Below are 17,368 nucleotides of genomic sequence, written 5' to 3'. Positions count from 1 at the left end.
GAGTAAGGCATGACATTTATTGATAATGATTTCTTGTTGCAATCGGAGATAGCACGTTCACTCTTTCATACATTTGCTGAAAAATTACCAATTATCGACTATCATTGTCATCTTTCACCTAAAGAAATTGCCGAAAATAAATCATTTAAAACGATAACGGATTTGTGGTTGACTGGTGATCACTATAAATGGCGTGCGCTACGAACATTCGGTGTTGATGAACACTATATTACAGGTCAAGCATCAGCAAAGGAAAAATTCCAGGCCTGGGCTAAAGTAGTTCCTAAGACAGTTGGGAATCCATTGTATCATTGGACTCATTTGGAGTTGAAACGTTATTTTGATCTTGATCTTATCCTTAGTGAGCATAATTGGGAAGAAGTATGGGAGGAAACGAATCGTTTGCTGCAACAAGATAACTTTAGAGCACAGCAATTGATAGCACGTTCACATGTCGAAGTGATTTGTACGACAGACGATCCTCTGGCTGATCTCGTGCATCACGCTTCGATAAAAAAACAGTCCAGCTTTACACCACGTGTTTTACCAACATTACGCCCAGATCGAATGCTGGATATCTCAGCACCAAATTTTCGTACTTATTTGGAAAAGCTAGCCTTAAAATATAATCTGCTAGTGCAGGACTGGGCATCACTAGTCGATTTAATTGAGAAAATGGTTAACTACTTTCATGATCATGGCTGTCGTTTAGCTGATCATGGTTTTCAACGTCTTGTTTATACAGAAGCTACTGAACCACAATGTGAGTCAATTTTGACTAAAGCATTGTCGGGGGAAGCCTTGGCACCGACAGAGGTCGCTCAGTATCAAACGGCGTTACTAATTAAACTTGCTCAAACTTATCATAAAAAGGGCTGGGTGATGCAACTCCATCTCGGGGCAATTCGTAATAACAATGAACGGATGTTAGCTCAGATCGGCATTGACAGTGGGTTTGATTCCATTGATGACAGTTTAATAGCTGAACCACTTAATCGTTTGTTGAACGCAGTAGATCGAACAGATCAGCTACCTAAAACGATTATCTATAACTTAAATCCAAACCAGAATGAGGTGATTGCCTCAACAATTGGTAATTTTCAAGGATCAGGTGTTGAAGGTAAATTGCAATTTGGCTCAGGTTGGTGGTTTAATGATCAAAAGCGAGGGATTGAGCGGCAGCTTAATGATCTAGCAAGTATCGGCTTCCTTTCCAGCTTTGTCGGGATGTTAACGGATTCGCGAAGCTTCTTATCATATACACGTCATGAATATTTTCGTAGAGTTGTTGCGAATCTAGTTGGCGATTGGGCCGAACAAGGTTTGGTTCCTAATGATTTACAATTACTAGGTCAACTGATCACCAATATTAGCTATCATAATGCTAAACGTTATTTTCCATTTTAACCTATTCAGCAAAACTTTCGTACTTTTATTAAGTGCTGAGATGAATGCCTATCTGTATTTTACTTAGTCTTTCAAGCCCGGCGAATCGTACAGTGGGTGGTTCGACGCATAGGATGTGCCAGTGCAGACGTTGCGACACGACGTGTTCCCATATTTCTTGAATTGGGAGTCTTACAAAAGCCCTTCGATGGGGCAATCGCAGCCCCAGCCAGTTACACTGCGATAAAGTTAAAGTCTCTGGCGATGCCACAGATTTTCACTAGAAGCTTATTGCGCTTTAAAATCTGAGCGCAAATACTCAAGGCGCATTTATGCTCAACTGAAGTCACCCTACGATGAAAGCGTTAAATTTTTTATGATAAACTTAGTTAATTCAATAGACTAACTAAGTGAAGCGTGATAGAATAACAGTATCACATAATAAGTTTAATAGGAGGTTTTTATTGTGGCATATTTTAATGAAGTAACAAAAGTCAAGTATGAAGGACGTCATTCCAATAATCCCTTTGCTTTTAAATTCTATAACCCAGAGGAAAAAGTGGGTGACAAGACAATGGAGCAACTGCTTCGATTTGGTATTGCTTATTGGCATACGTTTACCGGAGATGGAGGGGACCCATTTGGTGCTGGAACAGCTAAACGCCCATGGGATCACTTAAAAGGAATGGATTTAGCAAAAGCCCGCGTAGAAGCAGCATTTGAATTTTTTGAAAAAATTGATGCACCATTCTTTTGTTTTCATGATGTTGATATTGCACCAGAAGGGGATACATTACGAGAATCGAATCAAAATCTAGATGAAATTGTTAGCATGATCAAAGATTATATGAAGGATAGCAAGACAAAGCTACTATGGAATACAGCGAACATGTTTACCAATCCACGTTGGACACACGGAGCGGGTACGTCTTCAAATGCTGATGTTTACGCATATGCTGCTGCTAAGATCAAGAAAGGCCTTGAAGTTGGTAAGGAATTGGGCGCAGAAAATTATGTATTCTGGGGTGGCCGAGAAGGCTATGAATCCTTATTAAATACGGATATGAAGCTCGAACAGCAGAACCTAGCTAATCTTTATCATATGGCAATTGATTATGCTAAAGAAATTGGCTTTGACGCACAATTTTTAATTGAGCCAAAGCCGAAGGAACCAACAACACATCAGTATGACTTTGATGTTGCTACTGCCACAGCATTTTTATATCAATATGGATTGCAAGATCATTTTAAATTTAATATCGAAGCTAACCATGCGACATTGGCAGGTCATACGTTTGAACACGAATTACGTGTAGCGCGTGAAAGTGGCATGTTAGGATCGGTTGATGCGAATCAAGGTGATTTATTATTAGGCTGGGATACGGATGAATTCCCAACAGACCTTTATACGACAACTTTAGCTATGTACGAAATTTTGAAAAATGGTGGATTAGGACGAGGTGGTCTAAACTTTGATGCTAAGGTTCGTAGAGGCTCATTTGAAACAGAGGATTTATTCCATGCTCATATTGCTGGAATGGATGCTTTTGCCATCGGTTTACGTGTCGCACAAAAAATGATCGATGATAAATTCTTTGAAACAATCGTTGATGAGCGTTATAAAACCTTCCAATCAGATCTTGGTCAAAAAATTATCAATCGTCAAACCAGCCTAAAAGAATTGGAGGCACATGCGATCGACCTAAAAGATATCGAGGTTCGCTCTGGTCAGGTAGAGAAAATCAAAGCAAGAATGAACCAATACTTATTAAATATTTAACTTCATTTAGCAGTAGGTGCCCGCTACTATAAGTGGTGTGATGAATACCTATTTGTCTTTCATTCAGTGCGGGTACAAACCCCGACTGAACGAAGTTTCACTTTATTGAGTGAAGCTCGTTAGAATTATAAAGAATCATGCGAATAGCCTAGCGCCATTCGCATGATTTATCTAGAAGTATCTGTTCAAAATACTCATTGAGAAGTAAGTAGACTAAGAAGCGATGGGCGGATGATACGTGAGCGATGTCGCTGAGTCGTTTTGAACAAACCTATAAAAGGAGGTTTCGTTAATGGGGTATGTCATTGGAGTTGACCTCGGTACAAGTGCAGTAAAAGTATTACTAGTGAGTCAAGCAGGTCAGGTGGTTGATGAAGTTACGAAAGCCTATCCACTTTATCATGATCAGCCGGGCTACAGTGAGCAAGATCCTGAAGATTGGGTAAAGCAAACAAAGGCTGCTTTGAGGGAACTGACCGTGCGTGTCAATGATCCTCAAGCTATCCAAGGATTAAGTTTCTCTGGTCAAATGCATGGGCTTGTCCTACTTGGAGCAGACTATCGGCCACTAAGGCGCGCAATTTTATGGAATGATACCCGTACAACAGAAGAGTGTCGTGAGATAGAAGCTAATGTTGGACTTAATCGGATGTATGCGATTACAAAAAATCCAGCACTTGAAGGATTTACCTTACCAAAGCTCCTATGGGTAAAAAAGCATGAACCGGACATTTTTAACCAAGCAAGCCTGTTTTTATTACCTAAGGACTATGTCCGTTATCGTTTAGCTGGTGATCTGAGCATGGATTATTCTGATGCAGCTGGAACATTACTTCTTGATGTGGCGAATAAAGCTTGGAGTACAGAAATGTGCGAAAAAAATGGAATACCGTTTGAACTTTGCCCTGCTTTAGTTGGCTCTGATCAAATGACAGGTACCATCTTAGCAGAAGTAGCAGCTGAAACAGGTTTAACAACAGACTGTAAGGTTTTTGCCGGTGGCGCTGATAATGCCTGTGGTGCAATTGGTGCTGGTATTTTAACAGATGGTCTAACGCTTAGCAGTACAGGAACCTCGGGTGTAGTGTTATCTTATGAAGCAAAAGGGAATAAAGACTTCCAAGGTCAAGTCCATTATTTCAACCATGGTGATCCATCTGCCTTTTACACAATGGGTGTCACGCTAGCGGCTGGATATAGTTTAAGCTGGTTCAAGGAAACATTTGCAAAAGAAATATCCTTCGACCAGTTAATTGATGAAGCCAGAAGCTCTACAGTAGGTGCAAAAGGTATGGTCTTTACCCCTTATATTGTAGGAGAGCGGACACCGCATCCAGATAGTTCCATCCGAGCTAGCTTTATAGGTGCACATGCTAGTCATACACGTGGTGATTTTGCTCGCGCAGTAATTGAAGGCATCACATTTAGCCTGAATGAGTCGGTTGAAATTTTCCGTGAAAAAGGAAAGAAGGTTGATCGGGTTGTGGCGATTGGCGGTGGTGCCAAAAGTGATTTATGGCTACAGATTCAAGCGGATATTTTTAATACAGAAGTAGTTACACTTGCTAATGAGCAAGGTCCGGGAATGGGAGCAGCTATTCTTGCGGCAGTGGGATCGGGCTGGTACCAATCATTAAAAGAATGTGCTGCTGCGTTTGTAAAGCACGCTAAAACCTATTATCCTAATTCTGAAAATGTGAAGAAATATCGTCAGCTTTTTGCATTATATCAGCAGGTTTACCATGTGACGAAACAGTTAAATCATGATTTAGTTTCTTTTCGATAATAATCCTGCACGAATTAAGACAGAGTAACGAAGCATTGACTAAATTAAAAAGAACTAATGCTTATCGTTTGACACACCTGGACATTACGCTTAAGGAAAAGGCGGGATCAAGGCTGAATAGACGTATTAATGGTTATGAACTTGAATGGATGCAAGCCGATAAAGTGGAAGGTGGTTCAATTAAATAATGGAAGCTTTAAAATCTTATTTTGAAGGACAGTTTTTAATAGGAGCGGCTGTCAATGCCAACACCATTGAAGCTGATCAAGAGCTATTAAAATTGCATTTTAATTCGATTACGGCTGAAAATGAAATGAAGTTTGAAGAAATCCATCCTAAACCTGCTCAATACCATTTTGAGCGAGCTGATCACTTTCTAGAATTTGCAGAGGCAAGTGGTATGGGCTTACGCGGACATACACTGGTGTGGCATAATCAAACCCCAGCTTGGTTCTTTACCGATCAAGATGGTCATGATGTGACAAGAGCTGAACTATTAGCTCGAATGAAAGAGCATATTGAGACGGTGGTCTCGCGCTACCGCGGTCGTATTTATGCGTGGGATGTTGTTAATGAAGCTATATCTGATCATGGAGGTGAGTATTTAAGACGATCAAAATGGCTAGACATAATCGGCGAGGACTTTATTGATTATGCATTTCAGTATGCTCATGAGGCAGATCCCGATGCGCTATTATTTTACAATGATTATAATGAATCAAACCCAGATAAATGTGAGAAGATATTTCTATTGATTAGAGGTATGCTTGAGAGAGGTGTACCGATTCATGGTGTTGGCTTACAGGCGCATTGGAATTTATATGATCCAAGCTATCAAAATATCGAAGCGGCAATACAGCGCTATGCCGAGCTGGGGTTGCAGCTTCATATTACTGAAATGGATGTGTCAATGTTTTCCTTTGATGATAAACGGACGGATGTGACTGAGCCAAGTAAGGAAATGCTTTATCTCCAAGCTGAGCGTTATCAACGCTTTTTTGAACTGTTTCAAAAGTATCAGGACCACATTTCAGCCGTCACTTTCTGGGGTATCTCGGACCGTTATACATGGCTTAGTGACTTTCCCATTAAAGGGCGGAAAAACTGGCCGTTTCTTTTCGACGCGAACGGTGAGCCTAAGCCAGCTTTAGAATATATCATGAAATAAGCTTGGTTAATTAAAAGAAGGGCGTGTGGTTGCGATTACGCCACGCCCTTAAATAGACTTAGTAGTTTAATACCTCTTGAATCTCGCCAGATTGCTTGTGAATGATAAGTTGTGTTTCTTTGTTTTCGGCGATTTCCTTACCACGTTTAATAGCATCAGTCTTAACATGATAACGATTAGCAGCGCGCTTGGCATCTGCTGTCTTAACTAACCAATCTGCTCCATCAGGTAGAATGTGAACAGCATGATCAATTAATTCCGGTCTTTTTTCTGAATGACGGCTGCTTTCATGTAATGCTTGATCTGTCTTTTGTTTTACGTTCTGACGCTCTTCTTGAGAAGCATGCTTGTACCATTGCTTAGCCTGTTCTGTTGCAATGGGAATAACATGATTCTCCTCATAACCTTCTTTAAGCATAGCATTGGCAATATCAATCGCCTTTTTCCGCATGACAACATTAAAGTTTTTCCACGAGCTTGGATAGTCCTGCGAATCCCAAGGCATTGTATCTCCTCCCTTAGTTCAATACTACCCGCTTTACCTAATATTAAACATGAGCTTACAAGGGAGATATTGGTTAAAGCAAAACACTGAGGTATATCGCAGTGTAACTGGCTGGGGCTGCGATTACTCGCCCCATCGAAGGTCTTTTGTAGGACTCCCACTTCAATAATAAGGGAACATGTCATTTCTAAGTGGGAGATCCAACAGCCAGTAACGGCCCGATTGGTTCAACTAATGTTTAGTGAGGGATGAAAAAAAACCCACTGAACGAAGTTTCACTTTATCTAAGTAACGAAAAAAGAACCAGGTTGGTCCCGGAGAAACCAACCTGGAGCTTAACTTTTATCCTTTTTCACCAACGACCGTAAAACGTTGATTCTCATGTTTTCGATTTTCAATTTCATCTACAGTTGCAATTGCATAATCGGCATAACTAATATAACTTTCTCCTGCACGATTGTTGATCACATGGTCGTTTCCTAATTGGTAGCTTCCAGTTCGGACCCCGTCAGGATCGAAAGTAATTGCTGGGCTCAGATGCGTCCATTTGAGATCACTTGACGCTAAGAGTAAATCTAGCGCTTTACCCATGTTTGAAGCGGTTGGATAAATAAAATCTGGGAAGTCAGGCGTTTCATATAGACGTGTGGTTTTATCTTCATCAACGTAAAGGCTACCTGCCCCACCTACGACAATAAGGCGGGTATCTGTTCCCTTTAGTGCATCGATTAAGACAACGTGGCTATCAACGTGTTGATGTTCTTCTCCTTCAGGTGCATTAAAGGCGTTAACCACCACATCAAAATTTACTAAATCTTCTTTTGTGAGATCAAAGATACTTTTCTCGATGACGGGGATATTTTTGTCCGTTAATTTTGCTTGGTTTCGTACAATGGCAGTCACTTCATGCCCGCGTGCTTTAGCTTCTTCTAAAATTAATGATCCAGCTTTTCCAGTTGCTCCAATGATACCAATCTTCATAGTATTCACTCCTTATTAGGGTTATGTGTAACTATTTTAGTTACAATTCATAGATTAGTCAAGTTTAAGCTTTCCAATCTTAGTAGTTCATATAACAAGATGACCAAAGAAATTTACAACTATAAGCAACACCTTTCCATTACTTTTGTGTGGAAAGGTGTTGAATAATGTCACTAAGCTTTTGCTCAGCTAATTCATTCTCTAATGCCTGCTGTGCACGAAGAAAGGCTTGATCTAAAGTAGCCTGAATGTTTTTACCAATCCAACATTGTGGATTAGGATTGTTATGAATCGAAAATAATTCATCCTGTGTTTGAACGGCTTGATAGATCATCAATAATGAAATATCCTCAATGTTTTTTAATAAGATAAACCCTGGTTTTCCGGCTTGCGCAGTAATGAGGCCAGCTTTTTTTAGTTGGCTACTAATTCGACGTATGACGACCGGGTTCGTATTTACGCTAGCTGCGATATAGTCTGAGGTAACAGGCTGATGCTGAGAGGTAGCGACCATTGATAAGATATGTATCGCTACCGATAGTTTTGTATTTATCATGCGTTCACCACCATCAAGAGTAGAACAAGACAATATCGCCGGATTAACTTCATTCAGCAGAAGAGATGAATGCCTATTTGCCTTCCATTCAGTGGAGGTACAAACCCCGGCTGAAAAAAGTCAAAGCCTCCGGCGGATGCCACAAATTTTGTAGCGGACATTTATCAAGCGAAGCTCTCTAAAATCTGATACGAATACGCCAAGGCGCCTTTGATTGTTCGGAGCTGAGATTAATTTTAGCGACGATTATAGGCACCATGCATAACAGGGCCAACAAATTGATTTAATTTCCAACCATCAACGATAGCAGCGTGAACAAATTCTTTTGCAGCAATAACGGCTTCCTTAACAGATTTGCCATGAGCAAGGTTAGCTGTAATAGCAGCAGCAAAAGTACAACCCGCACCATGATTATAAGTTGTGTTTACTTTTTCTTTCTCAAGCAATAGAAATTCGCTTCCATCATAAAAAAGATCAACAGCCTTTTCGTGTTCAAGTGCTTTTCCACCTTTAATAACAACATTTTCTGCACCGAGTTCAATAATTTTAGCTGCAGCCTCTTTCATCCCTGCTATGTCTTTAATTGGACCGGTTTGGGCGAGTTGGCCGGCTTCGAATAAGTTAGGTGTTGTAATGGTTGCAAGTGGTAGCAATAGTTCTCGCATTGCATCAGTATTTTCTGGCTGTAATACCTCATCCTCACCTTTACATACCATTACTGGATCGATGACAACTTTATTGATCTGGTTTGCTTTAAGCTTCGTTGCCCCAAGCTCTATGATCTCAACAGATCCGAGCATACCCGTCTTCATAGCATCAATACCAATAGATAGAATCGTGTCTAACTGTTTTTCTACGGTTGAAACAGCGATTGGCGTTACATCATGACTCCAGTTGTCTGGCTTCATGGCAACAATTGAAGTTAATGCAGTCATTCCATAAACGTTGTGTTCTTGAAAGGTTTTTAGGTCAGCTTGAATACCAGCTCCACCGCTAGAATCAGAACCAGCCAATGTTAATGTCTTTTTCAATTTGTTTCCCCCTCTTATACTAGATCATTTATTTCTTATCATACCATTTATTTAATAAAACAGAAAACATATAAATTTTGGGATAATTACGAGTATCTAGTGGAATCGTTCAATATATCAGGCGGATCTCATTGTTAGCTTGGTTTTTTTCTACTCATGTATCTAAATGCATCCACTCCTTTGCTCAAACCATCAGCACATCGATCTGATTGTTGTTCGCCTTTGAAAGTCATTTCGTCAACTTAGTGCAGGTACACTTAATTTGTTCAATCCCTTTTAGCTTCATTCAGCGAAAGTTTCGCCCGGCTATAAGTGGTGAGATCAATACCCATTAGTATCCTATTTAGTAGAAGAGAGAGGAAGCTGACTAAGTTCGCAACGTCTGTACGAGCACATCCTATGCGTCAACCCCCCACAGAACGAGGCTTCACTTTATCTATGAATCATCTGTCCTTGTCCGTTTTTTCTTTCATTAAATTCCTTGATCTACTTTATTGGGGGGTTTTTCTTAATTATGCCTTTAATCATATCAAGACGAGTTAGTCAAGCGAATCGCTTTTGTGATGGTGTCTCCCATGTTAAGATTATGATGGCTATCACTGTATTTTGGTTATTGATAACGATTTTCAATTAGATTATAATAAAAGCTGGTTAGAAAGTCATTAATGCACTGGAGGAAATGATATATGAGTGAGGAGCAACAATCAGTTTCAAATGAAGCTGGTGAGAATATAGAAATATGGACTGATTTAGTCAACCTGAAAGATTTAATAGTAGCGATGGTGATTACCGCTATTACTACATTAGGCGCTTATTTTGTTGCACCTAATGTTGAACCGCTTCCTATGCTATTCGGTTTGGTCGGGGCGCTAGTTGGCTTTGCCATTTCGGCTATTTTGATTAAGCCGAAGCGTCAATTTAAAGAAACTGAGCATGAGGAGGAGGCATAAGTCATGGATATGATGTTAATGTTGCAAATGGTTTTAGCTGCCTTTGCTGGAACGATCATTTATACAATTGTTGGTATTGCTCCAGGAACAGATGAGACAGCTGTTTTAGCCCCGGTTACTTTAGTTTTAGTCTTAACAGGATTAGAACCGATTGTTATTTTAACCTTCTTCATGGCTGCAATCATTGCTAAGAAATTGACAGATTCGATCCCAATAGCTGTTGCTGGGATTCCAGGTGGGGTCATGGCAGCCCCGATGGTTGAGCATGCTATTGTACTGAAGGAACATGGCAAACCTGAACTTGCCATGCGAAAAATGGCCTCAGGCTCTGTGATTGGAACTCTTGTAGCTATACCAGTTAGCTTGCTGTTAGCCCATTTTTTAATGAGATATTCTGATTTTATTGCTAGCTATGCCAATGAGTTATTTTTTGCTGGAGCTGTTATCTTGGCACTAATGTCTAAACAACGTTGGATTGCACTTGCTTCTATTTTACCATTTGCTATTTTAATACAAGGGCTACGTCATTTATACTGGGGTTTGGGTGTGATTCCAGAGGGAAAGGATGTATTTGTTTCGTTTTTCTTGGGTATTACGATTGGACCTGTTATTATAACATTATTTGAATTGTTAAATAGTAAGATTAGAAAATCATTACCACGTTACAGTGAAAAAACGATTCGCTCAGCTAAGAATAGTAAATACCGTGGTTTACCCAATCCATTTAGAATTTTAACTACACAGGAGCTTAGTTTAAGTACGATTGCGTCTTGTGTAGGAGCGATTCTTTTTATTATGAGCCCAGTAGGGATCACTATTTTACTTGGCGAGCTTGTTTCAAGTTTTGTGAAGGACCCGATCAAAAAAAGCACACTAGCTATCTCTAGTATGGATGCTTTAACAAATGCAACATACATATCAGGAACGCTAATCCCACTTATTGCTATAGGGATACCACTATCGCCAGTTGCACTTGGACCTGCCAATGCATTGTTTAATGCGCCCCCTGTGTTAACTTTAGAGCATAATTTACACCACATCTTATCGATGAGTGATTTTATTTGGGCAACAATGATTGGTGCTGTAACTGCCATTTTATTAACTTATTTTATTGTCATTAAATATGCTGAACGTATTTGTTTATTCGTATTTAAAAAAGTTCCTCATGAGGCCATGCTCGGTTTGTTTTTTGGATTAGTTATCCTACTTGCTTTTATTGACGCAGGCTGGATAAATATTGCTGGCGTTCTACTTATTGGACTTGTAGCTGGTTTTATGCATCGATTAGGGGTAAACTATGGTGTTCAGTTTATGATTCTTTATGCCGCACCGTGGATTGTTCAGATGATAGCCATGTAAATAGAATGATTATTGGGCGCTGGTATTGAATATTACGATATTGAGGTGAATTAAAGTGTCATTAATTTACCTATAAAGGAGTAGACAGAATGGAAAAGTGGTCGCCAAAATTAGCGATTGGACAAGCACATAGTAAACTTATTTTAATTGGCGAGCATGCAGTCGTCTACGGGGCACCGGCAATTGCGCTACCGTTTCAAGCCGCTTCTGTTCGAGTTGAAATAACGCCACTCGTCGGTGAGGTCTTATTTGATAGTATATTTTTTCAAGGGATACTAGAAGATATGCCAACCAAAATGAAAGGGTTGGTTCATTGTATTAAAGCAGCCTGCCAACAGCTTAATCAGCCCGTTCGTCATTTCAAAATTAAACTGATTTCGACTATCCCAATTGGCCGTGGTCTTGGTTCAAGTGCTGCGATAGCTGTGGCTTTAGTGCGTGGCTTGTTTCGCTTTTTTAACCAACCATTGTCACGTGAAATGCTCATCCCACTTGTAGATTTAGCAGAGCAATACGCCCATGGCTCTCCTAGCGGGATTGATCGTGAAGCCACTACTTCTGATCATCCCATTTGGTTTGCTAAAGATGAGCCAACAGAGTTAGTTGATGTCGCACGACCGTTTTATTTGATTGTTGGCGATACTGGACGTATTGGTGATACCCGTGCAGCAGTTGGGCATGTTAGACAGCTCTATCAACAGTATCCAAACCAAACAAAGGTGAAAATTGACCAACTAACTCGACTTACAGTTGAAGCGAGACAACATATGATGAGTGGTAAGTTAACCAAATTAGGAATCACCCTCAATTTAGCTCAACATGAGCTCGAAGCCTTAGGTGTAAGTGATGCTAGTCTTGATCACTACATAACAGCAGCAAGAGAAGCAGGAGCTTTAGGGGCTAAATTAACAGGTGGTGGTCGAGGGGGCTGTATGATAGCACTTGCTGATACGTTAGAATTAGCCCGGACAATTCAACAAACTTTAGACGATGCAGGTGCTGCGCAAACATGGCAATGTGCCATTAAGGACGGAGTGTGTAATTATGAAAGCCAAAGCTCGAGCGCATACTAATATTGCTTTAATTAAGTACTGGGGTAAGCGTGATGAGGAATTAATTTTACCAATGAATAGTAGCCTTTCTATTACCCTTGATCGCTTTTTTACAGAAACAACAGTCAGTTTTGATCAACAATTAGATCGGGATTATTTTTGGCTTAACAATCAAGAAGCCGATCAGTTAGAAACTGGGAAAATAACGGCTTTCCTAAATAAAGTTCGTACCTTAGCTAAGCTCAATTGCTTTGCTAAGGTCGAGTCTATTAATCATGTGCCAACGGCAGCTGGTTTTGCCTCATCTGCTTCTGGCTATGCGGCTTTAGCGGCAGCAAGTGTAAAAGCGGCTGGCTTAAGCTTAAGTCTGCGTGAGTTGTCCCAGGTTGCTCGCCAAGGGTCTGGATCTGCCTGTCGTTCGATCTATGGTGGTTTTGTGGAATGGCAAAAGGGAGAAAACCCAGATGGAACAGACTCTTATGCTGTCCCCATACTCGATCAAGATTCATGGGATCTTAGGGTTTTGTCGATTGAAGTAACCAAAGAGACCAAGCAAGTCTTGAGCCGAGTAGGGATGAAGCAAACTGTAGAAACATCGCCATTTTACCAAGGCTGGTTAGCGGCTGCAGAGTCAGAGTTGAGGACAGCAAAACAAGCAATTGCTAATTGTGATTTTAGCCTATTAGGGCAGACATTAGAAGCAAATGCATTAAAGATGCATGCGACGACATTGGGCACAGATCCCCCATTTAGATACTGGAAAAGCGAGACCATGCAGGTAATGGAAGAAATAGAGGCTCTTCGCGCACAAGGATTGGAAAGCTATTTTACGATTGATGCAGGGCCAAATGTCAAGGTTGTTTGTCAACCTGAAACGGAGCAGGAACTAAGCAAAGCATTAGCGCAGCTAAAGGTAGTGCAAAACATTTACTCTTGCCGCATTGGTCCAGGAGTCTCATATATAGCGATATGATTGGAGCGATGGAAATTGAACGCACAGCGCTATCTCGTACAAGCACCTGGCAAACTTTTTATTGCAGGAGAGTATGCTGTAACTGAACCAGATCAGGATAGTATCGTGGTTGCTGTAGATCGCTATTTAGCGGTTGATATTCAATCAAGTAATCTTAATCGTCTTGATTTGCCTCAGCTTAATCTAACAGATATAGGCTGGAGCTATGATGGTATGAATATTCTTTTTACAAAAACAGATAAACGTCTCGATTTTATCAAAAGTATCTTTGAGACGATTTTGGCATTTACTGGTGAAGAGATAAAGGTTCATCTAGCGGTAACGAGTGAATTAGATCATCAAACCGGTAGGAAATACGGTCTCGGCTCAAGTGCTGCTTTATCTGTTGCTTTAGTTACGGCTTTATTGATGTGCTCTAGTAAACATCAGCATTACGCAGACAATAAAATGGCTATTTTTAAGCTAGCTTCAATTGCCCATTTTAAAGCACAAGGGAATGGATCCTGTGCTGATATTGCCGCGTCGACGTTTGGGGGTTGGTTAAATTATCGTACCTTTGATAGTGAATGGTTAGTGAATCAACTTAAGCAGGAGATTGAACTCGAAGATCTTGTTAAAGCTGATTGGCCAGCATTAAAGATTTCACCCTTACAGTTACCGGAGAACCTTCACTTTTTGGTTGGTTGGACTGGTTCGTCTGCCAGTACTGCGCCATTGGTTACAAAGGTTAGAGCATTAAAACGGGATAAGCCTCAGTGTTATCAAGCGTTTTTACAAAATAGTCAAAAAGCTGTCTCGTGTATTCTAGCAGGCTTTAGCCAGGGTGAACCGACTTTGATATTGTCAGGGGTCGAAGCGAATCGGCAGGCATTAAAGAGGATTGCTATTGAGGCGTCTGTTAACATTGAAACATCACGTTTGAGTGCATTAATCAAAAGCGCAGAACCATTCGGGGCTGGCAAGACTTCTGGTGCGGGAGCTGGGGATTGCGGTATTGCTTTGATTAACCGAAAACGTGATATACAAACAGTCTATCATGCGTGGCAAGAAGCTGGTATTGAACCATTACCACTAAATGTTCCGACAACAGGTGTGAAGATTTTTTAATCTAACATGACTTTAGACGATATTGTAATCTTAAAGTGTTATTATTGCTTAAATGGTTAAGCTAAAAAAGCTAATTAGATTGAATGGCTTTTTTAGTGGTATGTGCGAAAGAAGGAATAATTTATCGCATAGGCCTCCACTTCAAGAATTAGGGAGCATGTCATTTCTAAGTGGGAGATTCAACAGCCAGTAATAATGGCCCAATTGGTTCAAATCACGTTCAGTAGGGAAGAGAGGAAACTGACTAAGTTTGCGACGTCGTGTCGCTGCAACGTCAGCACGAGCACATCCTATGCGTCGCCCCCACTGAACGAAGTTTCACTTTATCTGAAAACGGGAAAACAAGCAGTAGGTTTGATCCTCAGCTAAGTATATGTTATATTTATCTCGAATTAGAGATATTTAAATTCCAGTGTTAGGAGGAAAATCATTGGTAAGCGAGCTTAAAGGGATTCACCATGTAACAGCTATTACAAGCAGTGCCGAGAAAAATTATCAATTTTTCACCTTTGTTCTAGGGATGCGCTTGGTAAAAAAAACCGTTAATCAGGATGATATCCAAACCTATCATCTCTTCTTTGCAGATGATCAAGGCAATCCAGGGACAGATATGACTTTTTTTGATTTTCCAGGTATTCCGAAAGGGACACACGGAACTAATGAAATACATCGAACGGCATTTCGTGTTCCGAATGACGCGGCGTTAGATTATTGGAGTAATCGATTTGATCGTTTAGAGGTAAAACACGGTGGGGTTGAGGAACAGTTTGGCAAAAAGGTCATTAATTTTGTTGATTTTGATGACCAAAAGTATCAGCTTATATCCGATCAAACAAATGTCGGGGTAGAGGCAGGTATCCCTTGGCAAAACGGTCCAGTTCCCCTGCAATATGCAATCACCGGTTTAGGTCCGATTCATATTCGAATTAGTCAATTTGATTACTTTAAAAAAGTGCTAGAACAAGTTCTTCAATTTAAACAAATTGATCAGAATGGCAATAGTTATCTATTCGAAGTCGGTCAGGGTGGCAATGGTGCACAAGTAATCGTCGAGCACAACACGGTTCTGCCAGAGGGGCGTCAAGGCTATGGTACCATTCACCATGTAGCTTTTCGTGTCCATGATCGAAGTGCTTTAGAGCAATGGATTGATTATTTACCGAAATTCGGCTTTCAAACGTCTGGCTATGTCGACCGTTTCTTTTTTGAATCACTATATGCTCGTGTTGCTCCCCAAATTTTGTTTGAATGGGCGACGGATGGCCCAGGTTTTATGGGTGATGAACCATATGAAACCTTGGGTGAAAAGCTATCCTTGCCTCCTTTCTTAGAACCAAAGCGTGAGCAAATTGAAAGTATGGTCCGCCCTATTGATACAGTAAGAAGTACAATAAATTTTGTTCAAGAATGAGACTAGAGAACAGCTTATCCATTTCTAACAAAAAGTAGAGTGTTCAACACCTCTACTTTTTTCATGTTTAACTTCATTCAGCAGAACTCTCCCACTTCTATTAGTGATAGATGAATGTACTTGTCTTCCATTCAGGGGGGAAATTCCCTCTGGATAAAGTTAAAGCCTCGGGTGGATGCTAGAGATTTTCAGTGGACATTTATCGAGTAGCTCGATAAATCTGAGTGCTAATACGCCAAGGCGCATCTGATTTATCTGTGTTAACGAAGATATTAATTACCTTGCATTGTAAAATAACAAAGTATTTCGTTCTGTCTAGTTACTTGAAGTGGCTACAGAATTCGATGACATAATCGACTTGTTTTTTAGTTCTAATATCTTTGGGGTTATGTGAAAATTCAATTTAATAGATAGATATTGTATAATTAGGCTGGTTGAATGTTATAGTTAAACCAAGCGTTGATTACGAGAGTATTGAATACAATACATTACACAGTATTAGTTGGAGGAGGTACACTGAAGTATGAAGGAAAAGATACACATTTTTGGAGCTTCTGGGTCTGGCACAACGACATTGGGCGCTGCATTAGCGAAGGTATTACCACATACACAGTTTGATACCGACAATTACTATTGGGAAAATAAATTTACGAGAAAAAGACCAGTGCCTGAAAGACGAAAAATATTGAATGAGGATTTATCTAAATGCAAAAATTGGATTTTATCTGGTGCCTTGTGTGGTTGGGGAGATTACCTCAGAAGTTATTTTGACCTGGTTATTTTCTTATGGATTCCACAGGATATTCGGCTTGAAAGACTACGAGAGAGAGAATTCTTAAGGTATGGAAATCAAATATTGCCTCATGGCAGTAAATACGATCAATTTAAAACATTTATTGAATGGGCTTCTTTATACGATAATGCAGGAATGGAGGTAAGAAGTAAAACGTTACACGAACATTGGATGGAGGAACTGCCTTGTCCAGTGTTAAGGATTGAAGGAGATTATTCAGTTGAGGAGCGGGTTAATATAGTTTTGGGATATTTAAATGATCATTGAATTAACGGATGTTTTGGCTTAAAAACTTTTCAATTAAAAATGAAGCTTCTGTTAAAGTTTATCGCAGTGTAACGGTCTGGGGCTGCGATTACTCGCCCCATCGAAGGGCTTTTGTAAGACTCCCACTACAAGAAATAAGGGAACACGTCCATGTCTAAGTGGGAGATCCAACAGCCGGTAACGGTCCGATTGGTTCGACTAACGTTCAGTGGGGGAGAGGAAGCTGACTAAGTTCGCGACATCGTGTCGCAACGTCTGCACGA

At 40.3% G+C, this 17,368-nt stretch carries 15 protein-coding genes; 11 read left to right on the top strand and 4 right to left on the bottom strand.

The annotated features are described in order from the left end of the window. The first annotated feature begins 9 nt into the window (after positions 1 to 9). The 4 genes from uxaC to ASE01S_RS02705 all read left to right on the top strand — a co-directional run bounded on the left by uxaC (position 10) and on the right by ASE01S_RS02705 (position 6,120). Complete coding sequence (uxaC, locus tag ASE01S_RS02720; protein WP_067837920.1) at positions 10 to 1,407, top strand: glucuronate isomerase; 1,398 nt, start codon at positions 10 to 12, stop codon at positions 1,405 to 1,407. 445 nt (positions 1,408 to 1,852) lie between these two features. Continuing rightward, positions 1,853 to 3,166 carry a xylose isomerase gene (gene xylA, locus ASE01S_RS02715; protein WP_067837917.1) on the top strand — a complete coding sequence of 438 codons (1,314 nt, stop codon included), beginning with the start codon at positions 1,853 to 1,855 and terminating at the stop codon, positions 3,164 to 3,166. 292 nt (positions 3,167 to 3,458) lie between these two features. After that, on the top strand, positions 3,459 to 4,952 hold the full coding sequence (gene xylB, locus ASE01S_RS02710) for a xylulokinase (protein WP_067837914.1): 1,494 nt from the start codon (positions 3,459 to 3,461) through the stop codon (positions 4,950 to 4,952). 187 nt (positions 4,953 to 5,139) lie between these two features. Further along, positions 5,140 to 6,120 carry an endo-1,4-beta-xylanase gene (locus ASE01S_RS02705; RefSeq protein ID WP_067837910.1) on the top strand — a complete coding sequence of 327 codons (981 nt, stop codon included), beginning with the start codon at positions 5,140 to 5,142 and terminating at the stop codon, positions 6,118 to 6,120. Between the two features lie 58 nt (positions 6,121 to 6,178). Here the strand turns inward: ASE01S_RS02705 and ASE01S_RS02700 are convergent, their stop codons facing one another. The 4 genes from ASE01S_RS02700 to thiD all read right to left on the bottom strand — a co-directional run bounded on the left by ASE01S_RS02700 (position 6,179) and on the right by thiD (position 9,193). Further along, a complete protein-coding gene (locus ASE01S_RS02700) occupies positions 6,179 to 6,625 on the bottom strand; it encodes a DUF2188 domain-containing protein (RefSeq protein WP_067837907.1) in 447 nt (148 codons plus the stop codon). Between the two features lie 342 nt (positions 6,626 to 6,967). Then, positions 6,968 to 7,606: an NAD(P)-dependent oxidoreductase gene (locus tag ASE01S_RS02695; RefSeq protein WP_067837904.1), complete on the bottom strand. Its 639-nt coding sequence runs from the start codon at positions 7,604 to 7,606 to the stop codon at positions 6,968 to 6,970. Positions 7,607 to 7,745: 139 nt separating this feature from the next. Further along, complete coding sequence (locus ASE01S_RS02690; RefSeq protein ID WP_067837899.1) at positions 7,746 to 8,162, bottom strand: Rrf2 family transcriptional regulator; 417 nt, start codon at positions 8,160 to 8,162, stop codon at positions 7,746 to 7,748. A gap of 236 nt (positions 8,163 to 8,398) precedes the next feature. After that, on the bottom strand, positions 8,399 to 9,193 hold the full coding sequence (gene thiD, locus ASE01S_RS02685; RefSeq protein ID WP_067837897.1) for a bifunctional hydroxymethylpyrimidine kinase/phosphomethylpyrimidine kinase: 795 nt from the start codon (positions 9,191 to 9,193) through the stop codon (positions 8,399 to 8,401). Between the two features lie 686 nt (positions 9,194 to 9,879). Here thiD and ASE01S_RS02680 point away from each other — a divergent pair. The 7 genes from ASE01S_RS02680 (at position 9,880) to ASE01S_RS02650 (ending at position 17,105) form a co-directional block, all read left to right on the top strand. Continuing rightward, positions 9,880 to 10,143, top strand: coding sequence for a hypothetical protein (locus ASE01S_RS02680; RefSeq protein ID WP_067837893.1), 264 nt, complete (start codon positions 9,880 to 9,882; stop codon positions 10,141 to 10,143). A gap of 3 nt (positions 10,144 to 10,146) precedes the next feature. Further along, entirely contained in the window at positions 10,147 to 11,502 is a 1,356-nt protein-coding gene (locus tag ASE01S_RS02675) for a tripartite tricarboxylate transporter permease (protein WP_067837890.1), read from the top strand. A gap of 89 nt (positions 11,503 to 11,591) precedes the next feature. After that, entirely contained in the window at positions 11,592 to 12,575 is a 984-nt protein-coding gene (gene mvk, locus ASE01S_RS02670; protein WP_067837887.1) for a mevalonate kinase, read from the top strand. Next, positions 12,547 to 13,527: a diphosphomevalonate decarboxylase gene (gene mvaD, locus ASE01S_RS02665; RefSeq protein ID WP_067837885.1), complete on the top strand. Its 981-nt coding sequence runs from the start codon at positions 12,547 to 12,549 to the stop codon at positions 13,525 to 13,527. The genes mvk and mvaD overlap by 29 nt, the downstream gene beginning before the upstream one ends. Before the next feature lie 15 nt (positions 13,528 to 13,542). Next, entirely contained in the window at positions 13,543 to 14,634 is a 1,092-nt protein-coding gene (locus tag ASE01S_RS02660; protein WP_067838202.1) for a phosphomevalonate kinase, read from the top strand. Between the two features lie 430 nt (positions 14,635 to 15,064). Further along, positions 15,065 to 16,045, top strand: a complete 981-nt coding sequence (locus tag ASE01S_RS02655) for a ring-cleaving dioxygenase (RefSeq protein WP_067837879.1) — start codon at positions 15,065 to 15,067, stop codon at positions 16,043 to 16,045. 523 nt (positions 16,046 to 16,568) lie between these two features. Beyond that, positions 16,569 to 17,105 carry an ATP-binding protein gene (locus ASE01S_RS02650; protein WP_067837873.1) on the top strand — a complete coding sequence of 179 codons (537 nt, stop codon included), beginning with the start codon at positions 16,569 to 16,571 and terminating at the stop codon, positions 17,103 to 17,105. Positions 17,106 to 17,368 lie beyond the last annotated feature (263 nt).

Source organism: Amphibacillus sediminis NBRC 103570, from assembly GCF_001552275.1.
GTDB classification, from domain to species: Bacteria; Bacillota; Bacilli; order Bacillales; family Amphibacillaceae; genus Amphibacillus_B; species Amphibacillus_B sediminis.
Note: the sequence above shows the minus strand (reverse complement) of the source record. Positions and strands in the feature narration are given on the sequence as shown.

Bases quoted from the DNA above. Each gene is read 5' to 3' on its own strand.
- ASE01S_RS02695 (WP_067837904.1), bottom strand. From the start codon at position 7,606: ATGAAGATTGGTATCATTGGAGCAACTGGAAAAGCTGGATCATTAATT.
- mvk (WP_067837887.1), top strand. From the start codon at position 11,592: ATGGAAAAGTGGTCGCCAAAATTAGCGATTGGACAAGCACATAGTAAA.
- ASE01S_RS02700 (WP_067837907.1), bottom strand. From the start codon at position 6,625: ATGCCTTGGGATTCGCAGGACTATCCAAGCTCGTGGAAAAACTTTAAT.
- ASE01S_RS02705 (WP_067837910.1), top strand. From the start codon at position 5,140: ATGGAAGCTTTAAAATCTTATTTTGAAGGACAGTTTTTAATAGGAGCG.
- ASE01S_RS02680 (WP_067837893.1), top strand. From the start codon at position 9,880: ATGAGTGAGGAGCAACAATCAGTTTCAAATGAAGCTGGTGAGAATATA.
- ASE01S_RS02675 (WP_067837890.1), top strand. From the start codon at position 10,147: ATGGATATGATGTTAATGTTGCAAATGGTTTTAGCTGCCTTTGCTGGA.
- xylB (WP_067837914.1), top strand. From the start codon at position 3,459: ATGGGGTATGTCATTGGAGTTGACCTCGGTACAAGTGCAGTAAAAGTA.
- uxaC (WP_067837920.1), top strand. From the start codon at position 10: ATGACATTTATTGATAATGATTTCTTGTTGCAATCGGAGATAGCACGT.
- ASE01S_RS02690 (WP_067837899.1), bottom strand. From the start codon at position 8,162: ATGATAAATACAAAACTATCGGTAGCGATACATATCTTATCAATGGTC.
- ASE01S_RS02650 (WP_067837873.1), top strand. From the start codon at position 16,569: ATGAAGGAAAAGATACACATTTTTGGAGCTTCTGGGTCTGGCACAACG.
- mvaD (WP_067837885.1), top strand. From the start codon at position 12,547: ATGAAAGCCAAAGCTCGAGCGCATACTAATATTGCTTTAATTAAGTAC.